General features: G+C 63.3%; 21 protein-coding genes. 3 read left to right on the top strand and 18 right to left on the bottom strand.

The window, feature by feature from the left end:
• Nucleotides 1-13 precede the first annotated feature (13 nt).
• From pheS to F615_RS0101770, 8 genes are all read right to left on the bottom strand, one after another.
• On the bottom strand, nucleotides 14-1,051 hold the full coding sequence (gene pheS / locus F615_RS0101805) for a phenylalanine--tRNA ligase subunit alpha (RefSeq protein ID WP_019559462.1): 1,038 nt from the start codon (nucleotides 1,049-1,051) through the stop codon (nucleotides 14-16).
• Between the two features lie 155 nt (nucleotides 1,052-1,206).
• Nucleotides 1,207-1,566 (bottom strand): 50S ribosomal protein L20, encoded by a 360-nt coding sequence (rplT, locus tag F615_RS0101800; protein WP_019559461.1) that lies wholly within the window; start codon nucleotides 1,564-1,566, stop codon nucleotides 1,207-1,209.
• Between the two features lie 25 nt (nucleotides 1,567-1,591).
• Complete coding sequence (rpmI, locus tag F615_RS0101795) at nucleotides 1,592-1,795, bottom strand: 50S ribosomal protein L35 (protein ID WP_019559460.1); 204 nt, start codon at nucleotides 1,793-1,795, stop codon at nucleotides 1,592-1,594.
• Nucleotides 1,796-1,916: 121 nt separating this feature from the next.
• A complete protein-coding gene (gene infC / locus F615_RS0101790; RefSeq protein WP_083932366.1) occupies nucleotides 1,917-2,474 on the bottom strand; it encodes a translation initiation factor IF-3 in 558 nt (185 codons plus the stop codon).
• 78 nt (nucleotides 2,475-2,552) lie between these two features.
• Entirely contained in the window at nucleotides 2,553-4,475 is a 1,923-nt protein-coding gene (gene thrS, locus F615_RS0101785; RefSeq protein WP_026329943.1) for a threonine--tRNA ligase, read from the bottom strand.
• A 294-nt stretch (nucleotides 4,476-4,769) separates the two neighbouring features.
• Nucleotides 4,770-6,059, bottom strand: coding sequence for an isocitrate lyase (gene aceA / locus F615_RS0101780; protein WP_026329942.1), 1,290 nt, complete (start codon nucleotides 6,057-6,059; stop codon nucleotides 4,770-4,772).
• A 296-nt stretch (nucleotides 6,060-6,355) separates the two neighbouring features.
• Nucleotides 6,356-6,784 (bottom strand): gamma-glutamylcyclotransferase family protein, encoded by a 429-nt coding sequence (locus F615_RS0101775; protein ID WP_026329941.1) that lies wholly within the window; start codon nucleotides 6,782-6,784, stop codon nucleotides 6,356-6,358.
• A 14-nt stretch (nucleotides 6,785-6,798) separates the two neighbouring features.
• On the bottom strand, nucleotides 6,799-7,278 hold the full coding sequence (locus tag F615_RS0101770; RefSeq protein WP_019559455.1) for an Lrp/AsnC family transcriptional regulator: 480 nt from the start codon (nucleotides 7,276-7,278) through the stop codon (nucleotides 6,799-6,801).
• A gap of 131 nt (nucleotides 7,279-7,409) precedes the next feature.
• Between F615_RS0101770 and aptA the strand changes: the two genes are divergently transcribed.
• Together aptA and F615_RS0101760 are read left to right on the top strand one after the other, a co-directional pair.
• Entirely contained in the window at nucleotides 7,410-8,717 is a 1,308-nt protein-coding gene (gene aptA / locus F615_RS0101765) for an omega-aminotransferase AptA (protein ID WP_019559454.1), read from the top strand.
• A gap of 64 nt (nucleotides 8,718-8,781) precedes the next feature.
• The gene (locus F615_RS0101760; RefSeq protein ID WP_019559453.1) at nucleotides 8,782-9,681 is read left to right on the top strand and encodes a DMT family transporter; all 900 of its coding nucleotides are present in this window, start codon (nucleotides 8,782-8,784) and stop codon (nucleotides 9,679-9,681) included.
• Between the two features lie 15 nt (nucleotides 9,682-9,696).
• Here F615_RS0101760 and dusA read toward each other — a convergent pair whose 3' ends face one another.
• The 10 genes from dusA to rimP all read right to left on the bottom strand — a co-directional run bounded on the left by dusA (nucleotide 9,697) and on the right by rimP (nucleotide 21,444).
• Nucleotides 9,697-10,671, bottom strand: a complete 975-nt coding sequence (gene dusA, locus F615_RS17550) for a tRNA dihydrouridine(20/20a) synthase DusA (RefSeq protein ID WP_051090164.1) — start codon at nucleotides 10,669-10,671, stop codon at nucleotides 9,697-9,699.
• A 117-nt stretch (nucleotides 10,672-10,788) separates the two neighbouring features.
• Complete coding sequence (locus F615_RS0101750; protein WP_019559451.1) at nucleotides 10,789-11,028, bottom strand: hypothetical protein; 240 nt, start codon at nucleotides 11,026-11,028, stop codon at nucleotides 10,789-10,791.
• A 66-nt stretch (nucleotides 11,029-11,094) separates the two neighbouring features.
• Nucleotides 11,095-12,207 carry an enoyl-CoA hydratase/isomerase family protein gene (locus F615_RS0101745; protein ID WP_019559450.1) on the bottom strand — a complete coding sequence of 371 codons (1,113 nt, stop codon included), beginning with the start codon at nucleotides 12,205-12,207 and terminating at the stop codon, nucleotides 11,095-11,097.
• Nucleotides 12,198-13,145, bottom strand: a complete 948-nt coding sequence (locus F615_RS17545) for a DMT family transporter (RefSeq protein WP_019559449.1) — start codon at nucleotides 13,143-13,145, stop codon at nucleotides 12,198-12,200. The genes F615_RS0101745 and F615_RS17545 overlap by 10 nt, the downstream gene beginning before the upstream one ends.
• A 32-nt stretch (nucleotides 13,146-13,177) precedes the next feature.
• Nucleotides 13,178-15,007, bottom strand: a complete 1,830-nt coding sequence (gene typA, locus F615_RS0101735; protein ID WP_019559448.1) for a translational GTPase TypA — start codon at nucleotides 15,005-15,007, stop codon at nucleotides 13,178-13,180.
• Nucleotides 15,008-15,054: 47 nt separating this feature from the next.
• The gene (gene truB / locus F615_RS0101730) at nucleotides 15,055-16,020 is read right to left on the bottom strand and encodes a tRNA pseudouridine(55) synthase TruB (RefSeq protein ID WP_019559447.1); all 966 of its coding nucleotides are present in this window, start codon (nucleotides 16,018-16,020) and stop codon (nucleotides 15,055-15,057) included.
• Between the two features lie 7 nt (nucleotides 16,021-16,027).
• Entirely contained in the window at nucleotides 16,028-16,390 is a 363-nt protein-coding gene (rbfA, locus tag F615_RS0101725) for a 30S ribosome-binding factor RbfA (RefSeq protein WP_019559446.1), read from the bottom strand.
• Nucleotides 16,391-16,473: 83 nt separating this feature from the next.
• The gene (gene infB / locus F615_RS0101720; protein ID WP_019559445.1) at nucleotides 16,474-19,380 is read right to left on the bottom strand and encodes a translation initiation factor IF-2; all 2,907 of its coding nucleotides are present in this window, start codon (nucleotides 19,378-19,380) and stop codon (nucleotides 16,474-16,476) included.
• Between the two features lie 58 nt (nucleotides 19,381-19,438).
• Nucleotides 19,439-20,917, bottom strand: a complete 1,479-nt coding sequence (nusA, locus tag F615_RS0101715; protein ID WP_019559444.1) for a transcription termination factor NusA — start codon at nucleotides 20,915-20,917, stop codon at nucleotides 19,439-19,441.
• Complete coding sequence (gene rimP, locus F615_RS0101710; RefSeq protein ID WP_019559443.1) at nucleotides 20,914-21,444, bottom strand: ribosome maturation factor RimP; 531 nt, start codon at nucleotides 21,442-21,444, stop codon at nucleotides 20,914-20,916. Before rimP ends, nusA begins: the two co-directional genes overlap by 4 nt.
• Before the next feature lie 384 nt (nucleotides 21,445-21,828).
• On the opposite strand from rimP, the gene fabI reads away from it, so the two are divergent.
• A complete protein-coding gene (gene fabI / locus F615_RS0101705; protein WP_019559442.1) occupies nucleotides 21,829-22,626 on the top strand; it encodes an enoyl-ACP reductase FabI in 798 nt (265 codons plus the stop codon).
• Nucleotides 22,627-22,663 lie beyond the last annotated feature (37 nt).

Here is a 22,663-nt window from a genome sequence, read left to right as displayed (position 1 = left end):
TAGGGGGGACAGATCAGCGAAACTGCGACAGAAAGCGCAGATCGCCCTCGAAGAACAGGCGCAGGTCGTTCACGCCGTAGCGCAACATGGCCAAACGGTCGATGCCCGAGCCGAAGGCAAAGCCGATGTAGCGCTCGGGATCCAGACCCATGTTGCGAATCACTTGCGGATGCACCTGCCCCGACCCGGACACCTCCAACCAGCGGCCTTTCAAAGGCCCGCTGCCGAACATCATGTCAATCTCGGCACTGGGCTCGGTGAACGGAAAGTAACTGGGCCTGAACCGAATGCGGATGTCCGTGGTCTCGAAGAACTCCTGCAAGAAGTTGACGTAAACCGCCTTCAGGTCCTTGAAGCTCACGTTTTGGCCAACCCACAGACCCTCGACCTGGTGAAACATCGGCGAATGGGTTGCATCGCTGTCCACGCGATACGTTCGCCCTGGCGCAATGACACGGATATCCGGCATCGGAAGCCCCGACGCAAGCCGCGCCTCATGGCGCTTGACATGCTGCACCGCATGCCGGATTTGCATCGGGCTGGTGTGGGTGCGCAGCAAATGCCCCCCTTCGACATAGAACGTGTCGTGCATCGAGCGGGCCGGATGGTCCTGCGGCGTGTTCAGCGCCGTGAAGTTGAACCAGTCCGATTCGATCTCCGGTCCATCGGCCACCTCGAACCCCATGGAACCGAAGATGGCCTCGATACGCTCCATGGCCCGGGTCACGGGATGCAAGCCGGCCACACCGCGCCGACGTCCCGGCAGGCTCACGTCCAGCGCCTCGGCGCGCAACTGACGCTCCAGCTCGGCATCGGCCAAGGCCTGCCGCCGCGCATTGAGCAAGGCTTCGACTTGCTGCTTGGCCTCGTTGATGGCCGCACCACGGGTTTTCTTCTCCTCGGGCGGCAAGGCGGCCAAGCCCTTGAGCAAGTCCGTCAGGCGGCCGGACTTGCCCAGGTAACGGGCCTTGGCATTTTCCAGGTCGGCGGGGGTCGTGGCCGCGTCGAAATCCGCACGGGCGCTGTGGACCAGTTGTTCGAGCTCGTTCATGCGTGGATGACGTCAGGTTGCGGTGCGGGGCTCGCCAGGCAAACCCTGCGGCAATAAAAAAAGGCCGAACCCGGTGTCGGCCTTTCCGGCTGCCCGGCCGGGAAGCCGGGAAGCTGCAATGTCGGACCCGCCGACTGGCGGGCCCATCATGGCAATCAAGCAGCGAGTTGAGCCTTCACCTTGTCGACGATGCTGCCAAAAGCCGCCGGATCGTGCACGGCCAAATCGGCCAACACCTTGCGGTCGATCTCGATGGCCGCCTTCTTGATGCCGTTCATGAACTTGCTGTAAGTCAGACCACGCTCACGCACCGCTGCATTGATACGGGCAATCCAGAGCTGACGGAATTCACGCTTCTTGGCACGACGGTCACGGTAGGCATATTGCCCAGCCTTCATCACCGCCTGCTTGGCGACGCGGAAAACATTCTTGCGGCGACCCCGGAAGCCTTTGGCCAGAGCCAGAACTTTCTTGTGACGGGCGCGTGCGGTGACACCACGTTTGACGCGAGGCATGTGCTTTCTCCTTCAACCCAAACGATCACAGACCCGCAAAGGGCATCATCCGAGCGATGTGACCCATGTTGCTGTCGTGCACATTGACCGCACCGCGCAGTTGGCGCTTGCGAGTGGTCGACTTCTTGGTGAGGATGTGGCGCTTGAACGCCTGACCACGCTTGACGGTGCCACCGGGACGAACGCGAAACCGCTTGGCCGCGCTCTTCTTGGTCTTCATTTTGGGCATGACTGCTCCTTCTACTGGGTGCCCGTGAGGCGCCGCGAACCTTTCGCGGACTTGTCGGCCCCGGGCCACTGCCCCGGCGTGGCGACCCACCGCCGCCGGGCTGCCGATCACCCGAAGGTGATCACTTTTTCTTCTTCGGCGCCAGGATCATGACCATCTGGCGCCCCTCCAACTTGGGCATGTTCTCCACCACGCTCACATCGGCCAGATCGTCGCGCACGCGCTCGAGCAGGCGCATCCCGATCTCTTGGTGTGTGATTTCGCGACCACGGAACCGCAGCGTCACCTTGCCCTTGTCACCATCTTCGAGGAATCGACGCAGGTTGCGCAACTTGATTTGATAGTCACCCTCGTCGGTCCCAGGGCGGAACTTGACTTCCTTGATGTCGATGACGTGCTGCTTCTGCTTGGCCTCGTGCGCCTTCTTCTGCTCCTGGTACTTGAACTTGCCGTAATCCATCAAGCGGCACACAGGCGGATTGGCCGTGGCCGCGATCTCGACCAGATCGACATCAGCTTCGGCGGCCATGCGCAAAGCCTCGGCGAGGCTCACGATGCCCAGCGGCTCGTTGTTGGGCCCGTTGAGGCGCACCTCTGGCGCGGTGATCTCACGGTTCAGGCGATGCTTGCGCTCCGCATTCGGGATGCGACGGTCAAGATAAGTAGCGATGGCTCGAATCTCCAGGGGCCAGGCCCCAATGACAAACACACACGCACCCGGCGGCCGCAGGGAGCAGGCACAAGCCCGCTCCAAGCGTCACAGCTTCTGGGCAATGTCGCTCGTGATCTTCTGAATGAAGGCATCGAGGACCATCACACCGAGATCCTGATTGCCTCGGGCGCGCACCGCAACGGCTCCGGACGCTTTCTCCTTGTCGCCCACGACGAGGATGTACGGAACCTTCTGCAAAGAATGCTCCCGGATTTTATACGTGATCTTTTCGTTACGCAAATCGGTTGCGATTCTAAGTCCTTGTTTTTGCAGCGTTTTGGCCACTTCCCGGGCATAGTCGGCCTGGGCATCGGTGATGTTGGCCACCACCACCTGCACCGGGGCCAACCACACCGGCAGCGCCCCGGCGTGCTGCTCGATCAAGATGCCGATGAAGCGCTCCAGGCTGCCCACGATGGCCCGGTGCAGCATCACGGGCGTGCGACGCGAGCCATCCTCGGCCACGTACTCGGCTTCCAAGCGCTGCGGCATCGAAAAGTCCACCTGAATCGTGCCGCACTGCCACTGCCGCCCCAGCGCATCCTTGAGCGTGTATTCGATTTTCGGGCCGTAGAACGCTCCGTCGCCCTCAGCGATCTCGAAGTCGCAGCCGGAGCGGCGCAGGCTTTCCATCAGCGCATGCTCGGCCTTGTCCCAAGACTCGTCCGAGCCGATACGCGCCTCGGGGCGCGTGGCCACTTTGTAGATGATGTGCTCGAAGCCGAAGTCTTTGTAGACCTTTTGCAGCAAGGCCGTATAGGCCACGCATTCATCGAGGATTTGATCCTCGGTGCAGAAGATGTGGCCGTCGTCTTGCGTGAATCCACGCACCCGCATGATCCCGTGCAGGCCACCGGAGGGCTCGTTGCGATGGCACTGACCGAATTCTCCGTAGCGCAGCGGCAAATCCCGATAGCTCTTGATACCCTGCTTGAAGATCAGCAGGTGGCCCGGACAGTTCATGGGCTTGAGCGCGTAGTCCCGCTTTTCACTCTCGGTCGTGAACATATTGTCCCGGTACTTGTCCCAGTGACCGGTTTTCTCCCAGAGCGTGCGGTCCAGGATCTGCGGGCCCTTGACTTCCTGGTAGCCGTTGTCACGGTACACCGCTCGCATGTACTGCTCGACCTGCTGCCACAAGGCCCAGCCTTTGGGATGCCAGAACACCAGCCCAGGCGCATGTTCGTCCAGGTGGAACAGGTCGAGTTCGCGGCCAAGTCGGCGATGGTCGCGCTTTTCAGCCTCCTCGAGCATGCGCAGATACTGATCGAGCTCCTCTTTCGTGGCCCAAGCGGTCCCGTAGATGCGCTGCAGCTGCTCATTGCGGTGATCGCCCCGCCAATAGGCGCCCGCCACTTTCGTCAACTTGAAATACTTGAGCTTGCCAGTGCTGGGCACGTGCGGCCCGCGACACAAGTCGGTGAAATTGCCCTCGCTGTAGAGCGACACCTCCTCACCAGGCGGAATGCTTTCGATGATCTGCGCCTTGTAGTGCTCGCCCAGGCTCTTGAAATAAGCCACCGCCTCATCGCGCGGCACGACCTTGCGCAGCACTGGCTCGTTCTTCTTGGCCAACTCGGCCATCTTCCGCTCGATGGCTTCCAAGTCCTCGGGCGTGAAGGGACGCTTGTAGGCGAAGTCGTAATAAAAGCCATTCTCGATCGTCGGGCCGATGGTGACTTGGGCGTCAGGGAACAGCTCCTTGACGGCATAGGCCAACAAATGGGCCGTGGAGTGGCGCAGGATGTCCAGGCCGTCGGCGTCCTTGTCGGTCACGATGGCCAGCGGCACGTCCTGACCGTCGATCACGAAACTGGTGTCCACCAGGCGGGCCTGCTCACCACGCCCGATGCGCCCAGCCAGCGCCGCCTTGGCCAGACCAGGACCGATCGAGGCCGCCACCTCGGCCACCGAGACCGGCGCGGGGAACTCACGGCGCGAACCGTCAGGAAGTTGAACACTAACCATGGGATCTCCAGTCACAAAAAAAGCGCGGGGGCGCCGCGCTTTTCATCCAGGAAGAACGAAGACTCAGGATCGCCGCGGCCGACCGACTAGACCTCCGGGGTAGTCACGGTCGAAGTTCGCGGTGTCATAACCTGTCGCGCCTTTCTCGCTCTTGCTAATGGGAATTGTGTTCGATTGTACCGCAAGACCAAAAAAAGAGCCCGCAGGCCGAGCAGCCCGCGGGCCAAGAGCATCCACCAGGATGCGGGAGCTTGTTCAGCCACCGGCCATGTCGGCCGGCGATCGATGCGAATTTCAGCCGTGCTTGTGGTCGAAGAACTGCTCGTCTTCGGTCGACCCCTTGAGCGCAGCGGTGGAGGCCTCGCGCTCGATCGTGGTGGTCACGGCATCGAAGTAGCCGGTGCCGACCTCGCGCTGGTGCTTCACGGCCGTGAAGCCCTTCTCGGCGGCGGCGAACTCCTTCTCCTGCAATTCGACGAAGGCGCTCATCTGGTTGCGGGCGTAGCCATACGCCAGCTCGAACATCGAGTAGTTCAGGCTGTGGAAGCCCGCCAGCGTGATGAACTGGAACTTGTAGCCCATGGCGCCGAGCTCGCGCTGGAACTTGGCGATGGTGGCGTCGTCCAGATTCTTCTTCCAGTTGAACGAGGGAGAGCAGTTGTAAGCCAGCAGCTTGCCCGGGAACTGTTTGTGAATGGCCTCGGCGAACTTTTTGGCGTACACCAGGTCCGGCTTGCCGGTTTCGCACCAGATCATGTCGGCATAGGGCGCGTAGGCCAATCCGCGGGACACCGCTTGCTCCAGACCCGGCTTGGTGCGGAAGAAGCCCTCGACGGTACGCTCGCCGGTGCAGAACGGCTTGTCGTTGTCGTCGATGTCGCTGGTGATCAGATCGGCAGCCTCGGCATCGGTACGGGCGATCAGCACCGTGGGCGTGCCCATCACGTCAGCCGCCAGACGCGCAGCCACCAGTTTGGAAATGGCTTCGCGCGTGGGCACCAGCACCTTGCCGCCCATGTGGCCACACTTCTTCACCGAGGCCAGTTGGTCCTCGAAGTGCACACCGGCGGCGCCCGCATCGATCATGGCCTTCATCAGTTCGAAAGCATTGAGCACGCCGCCGAAGCCCGCTTCGGCATCGGCCACGATGGGCGCGAAAAAGTCGATGTCGTTCTTGCCTTCGGACCATTGAATCTGGTCGGCACGCAAGAGGGTGTTGTTGATGCGACGCACCACGGCCGGCACGGAGTTGGCCGGGTACAAGGACTGGTCGGGGTACATCTCCCCGGCCAAGTTGGCGTCGCCAGCCACTTGCCAGCCCGACAGATAGATCGCCTTCAGGCCGGCCTTGACTTGCTGCATGGCTTGGTTGCCGGTCAAGGCGCCCAGCGCGTTGACGAAGGGCTCGGTGTTGACCAGGTTCCACAGCTTTTCAGCGCCGCGCTTGGCCAGCGTGTGCTCGATCTGGATCGAGCCGCGCAAACGCACCACATCAGCGGCGGAATAGCTGCGCTTGATCCCCTTCCAACGGGGGTTCTCAGCCCAGTCCTTCTCCAGGGCAGCGGCTTGTTGTTCGCGGGTCAGGTTGCTCATGGCAGGCTCCGTTCTGACTGAAAAAGACAAGGGGTTGGAATGAACTCAAGGATACGGAGCCGCCGCCGCCTCGCCAAGACTTATGTCTTATATAAGACTAAAAATTTTTTCTTTGAGAATCAAAGACTTACGTTTTTAATTTCGCAATACAAAAAAATATTTACCACAATGAAAAATTATGCGGCGCTGCAGCAGTGCGGCATCTCATATTGAGAAAACCAATTTGCGCGATGTGGAATACGGTCTGCGCCGATCTTGGGCCAGGCACTGCGTCGCAGCAAGCGCCCTCATCCCGCCGCAGGCGCATGCTGCAGCCAATCCGGCGGGCTCAGCACCGCACGGCCCTGCACATAGCGCGGGTGGATTTCATAGACCAGGCAATCCAGCATCCGCCCGGCCACCTCCACCGTCACCCGCCGCTTGAGGTATTCGTCGCGTTGTTGCGGATAGACTTCCTCGATGCCATCGAGCACGCGCTCGAGCTTCGGATCGAGGTGATAGACCTCCCCGGCCACTGCCGGCCCTCGCTCGTCCAGCAGCAAGCCGGGGTAGCGCCCTAGGCTGTACAGCCACCCCCTGACCGATGCCGGCCCCACGAAGCGTCCCGGTGGATCCAAGCGGGTGATGTCATTGGCCCCGCCACGACGCAGGGTCCCGTAGACGAAGACATGTTCCAGCCCGCTGGGCTGGTACAGGGTGCTCACAGGTTCGTTCATGCTGCCCAGGGGGTTCAGATCTGCAAGGCGGTGGTGTGCTTGACCGTGCGCAGCACCAACATGGAATTCAATCGCACGACGCCCGGCAGTCGCGACAACACGGTTTCATGGAAGGATTCGAGATCCGAGGCATCGCGATAGGCGAAGCGGACCAGATAGTCGTGACTGCCGGCGACGTAATAGCAGTCCAGAATGGCGGCCTCGGCCCGCACGGCCGCTTCGAAAGCCTGGCGGGTTTGCGGTGTGATGCTTTCCAAGTTCACGATGGTGAACGAGATTCCCGGCTGCCCCACGGCCCGCGGGTGGAGCAGCGCCACGTAGCGGGCGATCACCCCTTCCTCTTCGAGACGCCGCACGCGGCGCAAGCAGGCCGAAGGCGATAGATGCACCCGTTCGGCCAGCTCTTGATTGGACATGCGGCCATCGTTCTGAAGCATCCTCAAAATCTGCCGGTCGATGGCATCGAGTTGCACAGGCGCGTCGGGTGGAGGCATCTTCTACGAAAACTGACTGTGATGACCGCATGATATTGCGTCAGACCGGTTTGCGCCCCCGCGAGTCGCATACACATTGCGCCAAGGGCTTCATAGACTAGAGGACCTGCGCGCCACCGAGGAGACCGCCCATGCAACCCCAGCTCGATGCTTACTGGATGCCTTTCACGGCCAACCGCCAATTCAAGAAAGCCCCCAGGCTGCTGGCTCGGGCCGAAGGCATGTATTTCTGGACGCCAGAGGGGCGGCAGGTGCTCGACGGGGTGGCCGGGCTGTGGTGCGTCAACGCCGGACATGCTCGACCGAAGATCGTCCAGGCGATTCAGCAGCAAGCCGGCGAACTCGACTATGCGCCGCCGTTCCAGATGGGCCATCCGAAGGCCTTCGAGCTGGCCGAGCGGCTGGTGCAGCTCACTCCCCCCGGCCTGAACAAAGTCTTTTATACGAACTCGGGCTCGGAGTCGGTGGAAACGGCGCTGAAGATGGCCATTGCCTACCACCGTGTGCGCGGTGAAGGGCAGCGCACGCGGCTGATCGGTCGTGAGCGGGCGTATCACGGCGTGAACTTTGGCGGCATCTCGGTGGGCGGCATGGTGGCCAACCGCAAAATGTTCGGCAGCTTGCTGAGCGGGGTGGATCACCTCCGCCACACGCATGACCCGACGCGCAATGCTTTTTCGCGCGGTCAGCCAGCCTATGGCGCAGAGCTGGCCGACGATTTGGAACGCCTGGTGGCCTTGCACGACGCCTCGACGATTGCCGCGGTGATCGTCGAGCCGGTGGCCGGCTCCACCGGGGTGCTGATCCCGCCGCAGGGCTACCTGCAGCGCCTGCGCGAGATCTGCGACAAGCATGGCATTTTGCTGATCTTCGACGAGGTCATCACCGGCTTTGGGCGCACGGGCCAGCCCTTTGCCGCACAGACCTTTGGCGTCACCCCAGATCTGATGACGGTGGCCAAAGGCATCACCAATGGCTGTGTCCCGATGGGGGCGGTCTTCGTCAAACAGGAGATCCATGACGCCTTCATGCAGGGGCCCGAACATTTGATCGAGTTCTTCCACGGCTACACCTACTCGGCCCACCCGCTGGCCTGCGCCGCGGCCTTGGGCACCTTGGACACGTATGCCGAAGAAGGCCTGCTCACACGGGCTGGCGAGCTGGAGTCTTACTTCGCCGACGCGGTGCATTCGCTGCGGGGCCTGCCACATGTGATCGATGTGCGCAACATCGGGCTGGTGGGCGGCATCGAGCTGGCGCCTCGTCCCGAGGAGCCGGCCAAACGGGCGTTCGATGTGTTCCTCGATTGTTGGGAGCAAGGCGTGCTGATCCGCACCACGGGCGATACGATCGCGCTATCCCCGCCGCTGATCATCGACCGAGCGCAGATCGATCAGATCGTCCAGGCCGTGGCCACGGCCCTGCGGAGGGTGCGCTGATGCCCCTGGCATGCGGTCGGCGCGGCACACACGCGAGGGCGATCACTTGAGTTCGGCCGTCCCCATGGCGGCTTACGCCAGCCTGGCCCTGAGCATGGCCTTGGTCGGCAGCTATGTCGCGCTGTCCAAGATTCTGGTGCTCGTCTTCCCGGTCATGCTGCTGGCTTGGCTGCGCTTTGGCATCGCCGCAGTGGCCATGGCCGGTTGGGTGTGCCGCCGTCCCGGCCAGCAGCCGCTGTCGGCCACCGACCGCCGCTTGCTGTTCTGGGAGTCTTTCTTCGGCAACTTCCTGTTTTCGGTGTGCATGCTGTTCGGTGTGTCACTCACCTCGGCGCTGGCTGCTGGCGTGATCATGGCCTCCATCCCGGCCGTGGTGGCCGTGCTGTCGTGGTGGCTGCTGGGTGAGCGCATCTCCCTCAGGGTGCAAATCGCCATCGCGCTGGCCGTAGGCGGTATCGTCGTGTTGTCGGTGGCCAAGGCCAGCGGCGCTGATTCGCACACGGGAGGACTGCGCGCCCTGTTGGGCAATGCCTTGCTGTTTGCCGCGGTCTGCTGTGAAGCGCTGTACGTGGTGATCGGCAAGAAGCTTACGGGCCATGTCTCGGCCCAGCGCATCAGTGCACTGGTGAATCTGTGGGGCTGGGCCTTGGTCACGCCCTTTGGGCTGGTGGCAGCCTGGCAGTTCGATTTCGGTGCAGTCTCCCTCGGCCATTGGGGCTTGTTGGTGTTCTATTCGCTGGCTGCCAGCATGATCACCGTGTGGCTTTGGATGACGGGCCTGCGCCATGTTCCTGCCGCATCGGCCGGCATCTTCACCGTCTTCCTGCCCATCAGCGCGGGCTTGGTCGGGGTCTTGGCTTTGGGCGAGCGTTTCACCGCCTTGCATGCCTGGGCCTTCGGTTTGGCCCTGTCCGGCGTGGTGCTGGCCACCTGGCCAGCGCGCCGGCTGGCGCCGGCCACCTGAGGCCGCCGCCCCATCTCACGCGATGGCCACCCCTTCGGCTTGACGGGCGGCTGCCTGCTCCATCGCTTGACGGGCCAGGGCCATGACCTCGGCGGGCGGCCGATGCCGCAGCCGGTGGTCGGACCACACCTGCCGCCACCGACGCGCACCGGGCACGCCGTTGTATAGACCCAGCATGTGCCGAACGATGTGCGGCCAAGGCACATTGTGTCGAATCTGCATCCGCTCGCAGTACGCCACCATGTCGGCCTCGATGGCTCGTCGCTCGGGCGCCGGCTCGGCCCGTCCAGCAAAGCGCGCATCCCAGCAGGCCATGGCATAGGGGTTGTGGTAGGCCTGGCGACCGATCATCACCCCATCGACATGTTCAAGCTGCTGCGCCATGGCATCGTCGTCCTTCAAGCCGCCGTTGATGACGATGGTCAACTGGGGGAAGTCGCGCTTGAGGCGATGCACCATTTCGTAGCGCAGCGGCGGGATGTCGCGATTCTCTTTCGGGCTGAGCCCCTGCAACCAGGCATTGCGGGCATGGACGATGAAGACCTCACAGCCGGCTTCGCTGACCGTGCCGACGAAGTCACGCACGAAGTCGTAGCTCTCGTGCCGGTCCACGCCGATGCGGTGTTTGACGGTCACCGGCAAATCCACCGCGTCGCGCATGGCCTTGACCGCGTCGGCGACCAAGCCGGCTTCCTTCATCAAACAGGCCCCGAAGGCGCCCCGCTGCACTCGCTCACTGGGGCAACCGCAGTTCAGATTCACCTCGTCATAGCCCCAGCGTTGCGCGAGCCGGGCGCAGGCGGCCAAGTCCTCGGGCTCGCTGCCGCCCAGTTGAAGCGCCACCGGATGCTCTTCGGCGTTGTAGTCCAGGTGTCGGGCCTGGTCCCCATGCAGCAAGGCCCCGGTGGTCACCATCTCGGTGTAGAGGCGAGTGTGCCGGGTGATGAGCCGATGGAAGTAGCGGCAGTGCCGATCCGTCCAATCCATCATGGGGGCCACGGACACTCGCCAGGGATGGCAGTCGTTGAGGATTTGGGTCACGCGCGCAGACAGTGAAAAAGCATGATTTTCTCAGCCAGGCTGAGTCCGTGCCCGTGCCAGGGATGCTCAAAGGTCGAGCACGTACACCTGGGCCGTCGAGCGCTCTCGTTCGTTGTGACCCGCCAAGGCCGCATCCCACTCCTTGCCCTGGGCACCGACATGGGGCTGCAGGCCGGCGGTCATGACGGCCACCTCCTCGGAGCCGGCGTCGAAGTCGAGCACATGGCGACGCTCACCGTCGAACAGGCGCGCGACCATGACGCCACCCTGCTCGATGAGCAGCAAGTATTTGGCAGGGGCTTGCATACGCACTGCGGCTCGGGCTTCGATTCGACACTGAGCGTAGCACGCGACCGTCGGTCGCGCGATCGTTCAGTACAACCCGTTCAGGGGGTGGGCATGGGCTGGCCAGGGGCTGACGAAGAAGGCCTGCACCATCTCGGGGGTGACGTCCTCGATGCGCGCTGGATTCCAGCGTGGTGCATGGTCCTTGTCCACGGCCAGCGCACGAATGCCCTCCACGGTCTCGCTGGCTGCACCTGGGCGCAAATGAAAGCAATGGCGCACCAGATCGCGTTCCATGTGCAGGTCCTCGGCCAGCGTCATGCGGCGGGCGCGACGAATCTGTTCGAGCGTGACGGCCAGCATCAGGGGTGAGCGCTTGCGCAAGGTCGCAGCGATCTGTGCCGGCCAGTCGCTGTCGGACTGCTGGGCCAGCGCCGCCAAGATGGCGGGCACGTCCTCACCAGCGAAGCAGCGATCGATGGTCGTGAGGTGCGGCCGCAGCATCGGCTCGGGAGCTGGGTGCAAGCGGGATCGGGCCAGTGCCATCAAACTCACGGCATCGGCGTCGACGGACAAGGCCTCGACCAGTTCGTCCATGGCCACACTGGGCAGATATCCGTCGGCCAAGCCCCAGGCGATCGCATCACCCGCCCCGATGACCTGGCCAGTCAATGCCAGAAACTCACCCACCCGCCCCGGGCAGCGCGAGAGGAACCACCCCCCGCCCACATCGGGAAAGAGACCGATGTTGGTCTCGGGCATGGCCATCTTCGTGCGCTCGGTCACGATGCGCAGCGCCGCGCCTTGGCTGATTCCCATGCCCCCGCCCATCACGATGCCATCCATCAAAGCGATGTAAGGCTTGGGGTATGCATGGATCAAGTGGTTGAGGCGGTACTCCTCGGTGAAGAAATCCTCCAGCCGCGGATCGCCCGCCAGTGCGGCCTGGTGGAAGAAGCGAATGTCTCCGCCGGCACAAAATGCCACGCCTTTGCCGTCCTGTGTAGCGCCGCGAACCAGCACCGCTTGCACCACGGGATCCTCACGCCAGGCCAGCAGCCAGGCGGTGAGGTCGCGGATCATCGACAAGGACAAGGCGTTGAGCGATTGAGGGCGGTTCAGCGTGATCAGGCCCAGACTGCCGCGGCGCTCGGCCAGAACCAGGCCCTCACCACTGAGGGCGGGAAGGGTCAGTGCCATCGTTGGTCTCCTTGTCGTGTGAGAGAAATCTCGGAAAGCGGCACGGTGGACACCCGGGCAGTGCGACGCAGCCCCACGGCCTCGTTGAACACCAGGGCCCCCAGCACCAGCATGCCGCCCTGCAAGGCATGGGGGGACGGCACCTCGTTGGCACCCAGCCAAGCCCAAGCCACGCCGAAGATCACCTCCAGCAGGGCCAGCAATGCCACTTCCGGCGCGGGCAGCACACGCGCCAGTTGCACCGCGATCAGGCAAGGCACTGCCAACTGGAACACCCCCAGCGTCGCCAGCAGTCCCAGGTCATGGGCACGGGCCTGAAAGGGCCAGGCCAGCGGCAGTGTCACGGCCGCAGAGATCACGGCACCGATCAGCACCGCTGGCAGCATGTCTCGACGCCGGGCATCGTTGGGTTGCTGGGTGGTATGCTGGATCACCGTCCAGTTGATGGCCGCCGCCAGCGGCACGCCCAGGGCCACGAGGGTGCCGACCAGGTGACGCAGCTCGGCCACGGCCCATTCGCGCCCATACATCCACGCGATCCCGGCACCAGCCACGACGATGGCGCCCCAGGTGTGGGCAGGCAAGCGGTGGCGAAGCGTCAGGCGCGCCAGCAGCGCGGTCATCAGGGGGCCCAGGGCCATCGTCACCAGCACATTGGCCACGGTGGTCAGCGTCAGCGCCACCATGAAGCAGGTGTACATGACCGACCACATCACGCCCGACACCCACAGTGGCCAAGCACCGTGGCGCAGCTCTTCCCACAGCCCTCGACCCTTCCACAGCAGCAGGGCCACGGCCATGAAGGCCGCATTGAAGAAGCTGCGCCAAAAGGTCACTTCGAAGGTACGTGCGGCCTCGAGATGCCGGGTGAGCACCCCAGCAATGCTCCACATCAGCGTCACGAGCACCATCAAAGCGATGGCGCGTCCATGCGTCATGCGAGGATCTCCTCGTGGATGGCAGCGCCCATTCAGGCTGCCTCGCGCTGTGCACGCTTGCGCTCGTGCTCCTTCAGGAAACGCTTGCGCAGCCGAATCGACTTGGGCGTGATCTCGACGAGTTCGTCGTCCTCGATGAACTCCACCGCATACTCCAGCGTCAGCTCGATCGGTGGGGTGAGTTTGATCGCATCATCCTTGCCCGAAGCGCGGAAGTTGGTGAGCTGCTTGGTGCGCACTGCGTTGACGACGAGGTCGTTTTCGCGGCTGTGGATGCCGACGATCATCCCCTCATACACGGGATCACCTGGCTTGACGAACATCCGCCCGCGGTCATCGAGCTTGCCCAGCGCATAGGTGACGATCTCACCATCCTCTTGGCTGACCAGCACGCCGTTCTTGCGCCCCTCGATCTCGCCTTTGTAAGGCTCATAGCCGTCGAAGATGTTGCTCAACAGACCGGTGCCGCGGGTGAGGTTGAGAAATTCGTTTTGGAAGCCGATGAGACTACGGGCGGGAATGCGGTACTCCAGACGCACACGCCCCATGCCATCGGGCTCCATGTTGACCAGTTCACCTTTGCGCAAGCCCAGAGCCTGCATCACACCGCCTTGGTGCTGCTCCTCCACGTCGGCCGTGACGAACTCCATGGGCTCACAACGCTGGCCATTGATCTCGCGAAACACCACACGGGGCTTGGAGACGGCGAGCTCGTACCCTTCACGACGCATGTTCTCCAACAGGATGGTCAGATGCAATTCGCCTCGCCCAGACACTTCGAAGACGCCATCCTCGCCGGTTTCACGCACACGCAGGGCCACGTTGGATTGCAGCTCCTTCTGTAGCCGGTCCCAAATCTGGCGACTCGTGACGAACTTGCCCTCGCGTCCGGCCAGCGGCGAGGTGTTGACGCAGAAATTCATCGTCAGTGTCGGCTCGTCGACCTTGAGCATGGGCAGTGGCCGCGGCTGCTCGATCGACGTGACGGTCACACCGATGCCAATCTCATCGATGCCATTGATCAGCACGATGTCGCCAGGTCCCGCAGACTCGACCTGCCGACGCTCGAGTCCTTCGAACTTCAGAACTTGGTTGATGCGTCCTCGGTAGGACCGGCCCTCCGGCCCCTCCATCACCAGCACATCCATCCCGGGGCGCAGCGTGCCGGAGTTGATCCGTCCCACACCGATGCGGCCCACGTAGGTGGAATAGTCCAGCGAAGAAATTTGCAGCTGCAAAGGCGCCTGCGGATCCCCTTGATGGACAGGCACATGCTGCAAGATCGTCTCGAACAGCGGGCTCATGTCCTCCCCCCAGCGGGTGCCGGGCTCGCCTTCGGTGAGCGAAGCCCAACCATTCAGACCCGAGGCATACACCACGGGGAAATCGAGCTGTTCCTCGGTTGCGCCCAGTTTGTCGAACAGATCGAAGGCCGCGTTGATGACATAGTCGGGACGCGCCCCGGGCTTGTCGACCTTGTTGACGACCACGATGGGCTTGAGACCCAACGCTAGCGCTTTCTTCGTGACGAAGCGGGTCTGCGGCATCGGGCCTTCCTGCGCGTCGATCAGCAACACGACACCATCGACCATCGACAGCGCACGCTCGACTTCACCACCGAAGTCGGCATGCCCAGGCGTATCGACGATGTTGATGTGCGTCCCGCGCCAGCTGACGGCGCAGTTCTTGGCCAGGATGGTGATGCCACGCTCGCGCTCCAGGTCGTTGCTGTCCATCACCCGTTCGCCGACCTGCTGGTTCTCGCGGAAGGTTCCGGATTGACGCAGCAGTTGGTCCACCAGCGTGGTCTTACCGTGGTCGACGTGCGCAATGATGGCAATGTTGCGGATGGGCTTGGTCATGATGAATGGACGATGGCGCCCCGGATGAGGCGATCTGGACAGTGCAATCAGAATGAATGGGAGGCAAGCGCGAGCAAGGCCTGCACCTCGGGCGGGCTCAATAGCCGCATGGGAATGAGTTCGCCGGCACGGATCCGGGCGCTGCCGAGAAAGGCCCCCGCTTGCGGACCGTACACGCGAACGGCCTGCGCATCGGGATGGTTCAGCCGTCGACGCATCCCGCTCAGGAAGCGTCCAGCCTCGTCAGCGGCCAGATGCACGGCCGGCCAATGGGCGAGCAGCACGTCTGGGCTCAGGATCTGCGCATCTCGCTCGGCTGGCGCCATCTGCTCCAGCCTCTCGAGTGTGACGGCCTGCCCGACGGACAACGGGCCGCTGGCCGTGCGACGCAGGTCCAGCAAATGGGCGCCACAGCCCAGCGCTTGGCCAAGATCCTCGGCCAGCGTGCGCACATAGGTGCCCTTGCTGCACAGGACATCGATCTCCAGCCGATCATCCCGCCAGGCCACGAGATCGAGGCGATGGATCTTCACGCGCCGGGCTTGACGCTCCACCTCCACGCCGGCACGGGCATATTCGTACAGCGGCCGTCCCTCGCGCTTGAGGGCCGAGTGCATCGGGGGGATCTGCTCGACTTCGCCGGTGAAACGGGCCAGCGCAGCCTCCACCTGAGCCTGCGTCAGCGAGACGGGGCGCTCATCGATCACGGCGCCTTCGGCATCGCCCGTGGTCGTGCGCCGCCCCAATTGCAGCACTGCACGATAGGCCTTGTCGGCTTCGAGACTGACCTGAGAGAACTTGGTGGCCGCACCGAAACACAAGGGCAACAGGCCGGTGGCCAGGGGATCCAAAGTCCCGGTGTGACCGGCCTTTTGGGCCTGCAACAACCGTTTGACTTTCTGCAAGGCATCATTGCTGCTCAGTCCGCGGGGCTTGTCGAGCAGCAACACGCCGTGCAGCGCACGGCGCTCGATGCGATGGCGCGCTGGCGCAACGGTGACGGCTGCAGGCATGACGAGTTCAGTCCTTGGCGCGGGTGGCGTTGGCCTGCGCGATCAGCGCATTCAAATCGGCAGCCCGTTCGGTCGTGCGATCGAAAATGAAATGCAAGGTGGGCACGGTGTGAATCTGCAAGCGCTTGAACAGCCCATTGCGCAGATAGCCGGCGGCTTCGTTCAAGGCAGCCTGGGTTTCCTCGGGATCGCCGACCAGTAGCGAGAAGTAGACCTTCGCATGGGCATAGTCCGGCGTGACTTCCACTGCGTTGAGGGTGACCATCCCAATGCGAGGATCTTTCAGCTCGCGAATGAGTTCGGCCAGGTCGCGTTGAATCTGATCGGCCACCCGGTGGGCACGGTTGGGAATGGATCGCTTGTGTCGCATGGTGGGACTCCGGTTGCTGCCAGAAACACAAACCCCGCCCATCTTTCGATCGGCGGGGCCTGAGCGCGAGAGCGCCTCCGCCTTTACAGCGTGCGTGCCACTTCCTTGATCTCGAAAAATTCGAGGTGGTCACCTTCCTGGACGTCGTTGTAGTTTTTGATGCTCAGACCACACTCGAAGCCTTCCTTGACCTCGCGCACATCATCCTTGAAGCGTTTGAGCGACTCCAGTTCGCCGGTGTAGATGACGACGTTGTCACGCAGCAGACGCAAGCGGGCATTGCGGCGGACCACACCGGACAGCACCATGCATCCGGCAATCGTTCCCACCTTGGAGATGCGGAACACTTGGCGGACCTCGGCCGTGCCGATGATCTCTTCCTTCTGCTCCGGCGCAAGCAGGCCCGACATGGCCGCTTTCACTTCGTCGACCGCGTCATAGATGATGTTGTAGTAGCGGATGTCCACCCCATTGTGCTCGGCCAGCTTGCGCGCGCCCGCATCGGCGCGGGTATTGAAGCCGATGATGACCGCTTTGGATGCCAGCGCAAGGTTGACGTCGCTTTCGCTGATGCCACCCACGGCCGCGTGCACGATTTGCACCTTGACCTCGTCGGTGGACAGCTTCAGCAGCGAAGAGGCCAGCGCCTCCTGTGAACCCTGCACGTCGGCCTTGATGATCAGTGGCAAGGTCTTCACATCACCTTGCCCCATTTGCTCGAACATGTTCTCGAGCTTGGCGGCTTGCTGCTTGGCCAGCTTGACGTCTCGATACTTGCCCTGGCGGAAAGTAGCGATCTCGCGAGCACGACGCTCGTCGGCCAGCACCATGAACTCGTCGCCGGCCTGGGGCACTTCGGTCAGACCCTGAATCTCGACCGGAATGGACGGTCCCGCTTGCTGAGTGGGTTTGCCGTTCTCATCGATCATGGCCCTTACGCGGCCGTAACTGGCTCCTGCCAGCACCACATCGCCGCGCTTGAGCGTGCCCGACTGCACCAGCACCGTGGCCACCGGACCACGGCCTTTGTCCAGCTTCGCCTCAATGACCAAGCCTTTGGCCGGCGCATCCACGGGGGCCTTGAGTTCGAGCACTTCGGCTTGCAGCAGCACGTTCTCCAGCAGGTTGTCGATCCCCTCCCCCGTCTTGGCCGACACCAGACAGAACGGGGCATCGCCGCCATACTCCTCGGGCACGACTTCCTCGGCCACGAGCTCCTGCTTCACACGTTCGGGATTGGCATCGGGCTTGTCGATCTTGTTGACCGCCACGACGATAGGCACACCCGCGGCTTTGGCGTGATGGATGGCTTCGCGAGTTTGCGGCATCACACCGTCGTCGGCAGCCACCACCAGGATCACGATGTCCGTGGCCTTGGCACCACGTGCCCGCATGGCCGTGAACGCCTCGTGACCAGGCGTGTCCAGGAAAGTGATCGTGCCACGAGGCGTGTCCACATGGTAGGCGCCGATGTGCTGCGTGATTCCACCGGCTTCGCCTGCGGCCACCCGTGATCGACGGATGTAGTCCAGCAAGGAGGTCTTGCCATGGTCGACGTGGCCCATCACGGTCACCACCGGGGCGCGCGTCACCAGCTCGGCTTGATGTGCGGTTTGGCTTTCCTCGAGGAAAGCCTCCGGGTCGTCGAGCTTGGCGGCGAAGGCCTTGTGCCCCATTTCCTCGACCACGATCATCGCGGTTTCCTGGTCGAGCTGCTGATTGATCGTGACCATCTGCCCCAGCTTCATCAGCTGTTTGATCACTTCGGAGGCCTTGACCGACATCTTGTGGGCCAGCTCGGCCACGGTGATGGTTTCTGGCACATGCACCTCGTAGACCTGCGGCTCGGTCGGTGCCACGAAGGTCGTGGCCGTCTCGCCACGGTCTCCCCGGCGCGCGCCGCCCTTGGCAGGTGCCCGCCAGCCACCCCGAGTGGTGGCCGCCGTGTCGCCGCGCGTCTTGAGCGTGCGCTTCTTGGCCGCGTCGTCGGCCCAGCTGGACGAAAGCTTCTCGGATTTGACCGACTTCTTGTCGCCCGGCTTGGGTGCGCTGCTGGGCGAGGCTGGCGCCGCAGCGGCAGACGCCGATGTTTTGGGTTTGTGAATGGTGCCTTTGATGCCTTCCTTGCCCGCTTCGGCCTTGGGTTTGTCTTCCTCGGGCTTCTTGGCCGTCATCACGCCGCGCTTGGGAGCGGCCATCATGGCCCGAATCGCAGCCGCCTCGGCTTCAGCGGCCTTGCGTTTACGCTCCAGCTCGGCCAGGCGTTGCTTTTCTTCGGCCTCGACATCGACGGCCTTGACCACCCGCACGGCGGACTTGGGCGGCTCGGCGGCCGCCTGAGCCGGTGCCGGCGCCGGTGCCGGTGCCTGAGCCGGTGCGGCCGCAGGCGCTTGGGCCGGCCCTTGGGCAGCGGCCAGCTCGGCGCGACGCGCCTGCTCGGCACGGGCCGCCTGTTCGGCACGGGCCTTCTCGGCCGCCTCACGCTCGGCCTGCTCGCGCGCACGGGCCTCGGCCTCCTCGCGCTGACGCCGCTCCTGTTCCTCGCGCTGGCGGCGCTTTTCGGCCAACTCCTCTTCTTGACGGCGCAAGAGTTCGGCTTGACGGTTGGCCTCTTCCTCGCGGCGGCGCAGCTCGGCCTCGTCGACGACGGGCTTGGGCGCGGCGACCTCTTCGACCGGCGAAGCGCTTTCGTCACGCTTGACGAACACGCGCTTCTTGCGCACCTCCACTTGGATCGTGCGCGCCTTGCCCGAAGCATCGGCCTGCTTGATCTCGGTGGTGGACTTCTTCGTGATCGTGATCTTCTTGCGCTCGGTGCCGGCGGTTCCGTGCGCCATGCGCAGGTACTCCAGCAAACGCTCCTTGTCGGACTCGGTCAGCAAGTCTTCCGGCGAGGCTTTCGCCACCCCGGCGGACTTCAACTGCTCCAGCAGCGTCGCGGCGGGGCGGTTCAGCTCGGAGGCGAACTGTGCGACTGTGGTAACGGCCATTGTGTGTGATCCTTGACGAACTTGCTTGGGCTGGACGGGCGGAACCTCGGTGCAGCCTTCAGGCCGTGAACCAGTGTTCTCGAGCCTTCATGATGAGCGCTTTGGCCTGTGCCTCGTCGACACCGGTCATCTCGATCAGCTCATCGACCGCCAAGTCGGCGAGATCATCGCGGGTGTGGATGCCGGCGTCGGCCAGCTTGGCAATCAAATCCGCGTTCAGCCCTTCGAGATCGCGCAGGTCCTGCGACACCTCTTCGACCTTCTCCTCACGGGCAATTTCCATCGTCAACAACGCATCTTTGGCGCGCGTGCGCAGCTCGTTGACGGTGTCCTCGTCGAATGCCTCGATCTCGAGCATCTCCTGCAGCGGCACATAGGCCACCTCTTCGAGACTGGTGAACCCTTCCTCGATGAGGATGTCGGCCACCTCCTCGTCGACATCGAGCTTCTCGACGAACAAGCGACGGATCGCGCTGGTTTCCTCGGCCTGCTTCGCCTTGGACTCCTCGGCGGTCATGATGTTGATGCGCCAGCCGGTCAATTCCGAGGCCAGGCGCACATTCTGCCCTCCGCGGCCAATGGCGATCGCCAGGTTCTCCTCGTCCACCACGACATCCATCGCGTGGCGTTCCTCGTCCACCACGATGGACACGACATTGGCCGGGGCCAGCGCACCAATCACGAACTGTGCTGGGTCCTCGGACCACAGCACGATGTCCACACGCTCGCCGGCAAGCTCGTTGGTCACGGCATTCACCCGCGAGCCGCGCACGCCCACACAGGTGCCGATCGGATCGACCCGCTTGTCGTGCGACAGCACCGCGATCTTGGCCCGCGAGCCAGGGTCGCGGGCGCAGCTCTTGATCTCCAGCAGGCCCTGCTCGATTTCTGGCACCTCTTGGCGGAACAGCTCGATCATGAACTGCGGCGAGCTGCGCGACAGGATGATCTGAGGCCCCCGCAAGCTCGGATCGACCTCCAAAATCACCGCACGCACACGGTCTCCGGTGCGCAAGTTCTCCTTGGGGATCATCTCGCTGCGCTTGAGGCGCCCCTCGACACGACCAGACTCGACGATCAGGTCGCCTTTGTCCATCCGCTTGACGGTCCCCACGAAGATCTTGTCGCCGCGAGCCAGAAAGTCGTTGAGCAATTGCTCCCGCTCGGCATCGCGGATTTTTTGCAAGATGACCTGCTTGGCCGCTTGCGCGCCGATTCGGCCGATCGGCACGGACTCGACCGGCTCTTCGATATAGTCGCCGACTTCGATATCGGGAATCTGTTCACGCGCCTCGAACAGCAGGATTTCCGCATCGGGCTGCTGCAGCCCAGCCTCGTCCGGCACGACGTGCCAGCGACGGAAAGTCTCGTACTCACCGGTCTGACGGTCGATCACCACACGGATATCGACCTCGCCCTCGTAGAGCTTCTTGGTGGCGGATGCCAAGGCGGCCTCGACTGCGCTGAACACGACATCGCGTTCCACGTTCTTCTCACGCGAGATCGCGTCCACCAACATCAACAGCTCGCGGTTCATGATTCCTGACCTCCGTCTTCTTGTGCATCGTCCGTGGGCGCAGCCCCAGCTTGCCCCTTGCGCCGACCCTTGAAGTCGATCACGGGCACCAGGCGGGCTTCACGCACCTCGTCCAGAGAAAAATCCAATGCCTGCTCCTGGAGGCCCTCGCGCAACACCAGGCGCCACCCCGAGTCCAGCGGCTCCAACACGCCACGGTACTTCTTCCGCCCCTGGAAAGCCTGCTTGAGAGTGATCTCCACTTCCTGGCCGACAAAGCGGTGGTAATCGGCCTCCTTGCGCAACGGCCGATCCAGACCAGGAGACGACACCTCCAGGCGTCGATAGTCGACGTTTTCCACTTCCAGCACGTACTGGAGCTGGCGCGTCACCCGCTCGCAATCGTCCACGGTGATGAAGGCGCCCCGCGGATCGCCAGCCACGCGGTCGATGAACACGCGCAGCAGCCCTCCCGGGCTGCGCTCGCACTCGACGAAGTCGTACCCCAACCCCGTCACCGTGTTCTCAACCAAGGCCTGCCAACCCATCGCGTACCCAACACTCCCGCAGCAACACCATCCGCAACTTGCACGCGCGCCGACCACCCGCGAGGCGCCCACAGCCCACAAGCGCAACAAGCCACCGCAACCAGCCACCCCAGCCCCGCATCGACACGCACCTCGGCACGCACTTCGCCATGCAACGCGACGCAAACGAGGCCAAGCAAAAAAAATGGGCTGGATATCTCCGCCCATTATTTACAATGGCTCACAATGACTTAGCGAAAGCAGGATTCTACCGCGCCCCACAAGACCAAGCAAGTCCTGGGCCCGTTCGTTGCGTCGGCATGCCGGCACCGCGGGCCGGCGCATCTGGCGCCCCGGACAGCGCGCATGCCAAAATCTTCCTTCTTTGACCCTCGCGGAGACAACATGGGATTTCTCGCCGGCAAGCGCTTTTTGATCACCGGCCTGCTGTCCAACCGATCGATTGCCTATGGCATTGCGCAGGCCTGCCGTCGCGAAGGCGCCGAATTGGCGTTCAGCTATGTGGGCGAACGCTTCAAGGACCGTATCACCGAGTTTGCCCGGGAGTTTGATTCCGACCTGGTGTTCGAATGCGACGTGGGCGACGATGCCCAGATCCAATCCCTGTTCGACCGACTCGGCCAGGCGTGGCCAAGCTTCGATGGGTTCGTCCATTCGATCGGCTTTGCCCCACGCGAGGCCATCGCGGGCGAGTTCCTCGACGGCCTGTCACGCGAAGCGTTTCGCATCGCGCACGACATTTCGGCCTACAGCTTCCCGGCCATGGCCAAGGCTGCGCTGCCGCGCCTCAGCCCCAAGGCCGCACTGCTGACCCTGACCTACCTGGGCGCCGTGCGCGCCGTGCCGAATTACAACACGATGGGGCTGGCCAAAGCCTCGCTGGAAGCCAGCGTACGCTATCTTGCCGCCCAGCTCGGCGCCCGCGGCATCCGCGTCAATGGCATCTCCGCCGGCCCGATCAAGACCTTGGCTGCCTCGGGCATCAAAGGCTTCAGCAAGATCCTGGACATCGTCGAGTCCAATGCCCCCCTGCGGCGCAATGTCACGATCGAAGACGTGGGCAATGTGGCGGCTTTCTTGCTGTCCGATCTCGCCTCGGGCGTGACCGCCGAGATCACCTATGTCGATGCAGGATTCAGTCGCGTCATGGGCGGTCTTCAGCCCGGAGCGCTCGAAGCCTGAGCGTCGCGCCAGTGGCCGGACGACGCCCGGCGGCGAC

The organism is Caldimonas manganoxidans ATCC BAA-369, from assembly GCF_000381125.1.
Taxonomy (GTDB): Bacteria; Pseudomonadota; Gammaproteobacteria; order Burkholderiales; family Burkholderiaceae_C; genus Caldimonas; species Caldimonas manganoxidans.
The sequence above is the reverse complement of the archived record's forward strand: the minus strand, read 5'-3'. Positions and strand labels throughout refer to the sequence as shown.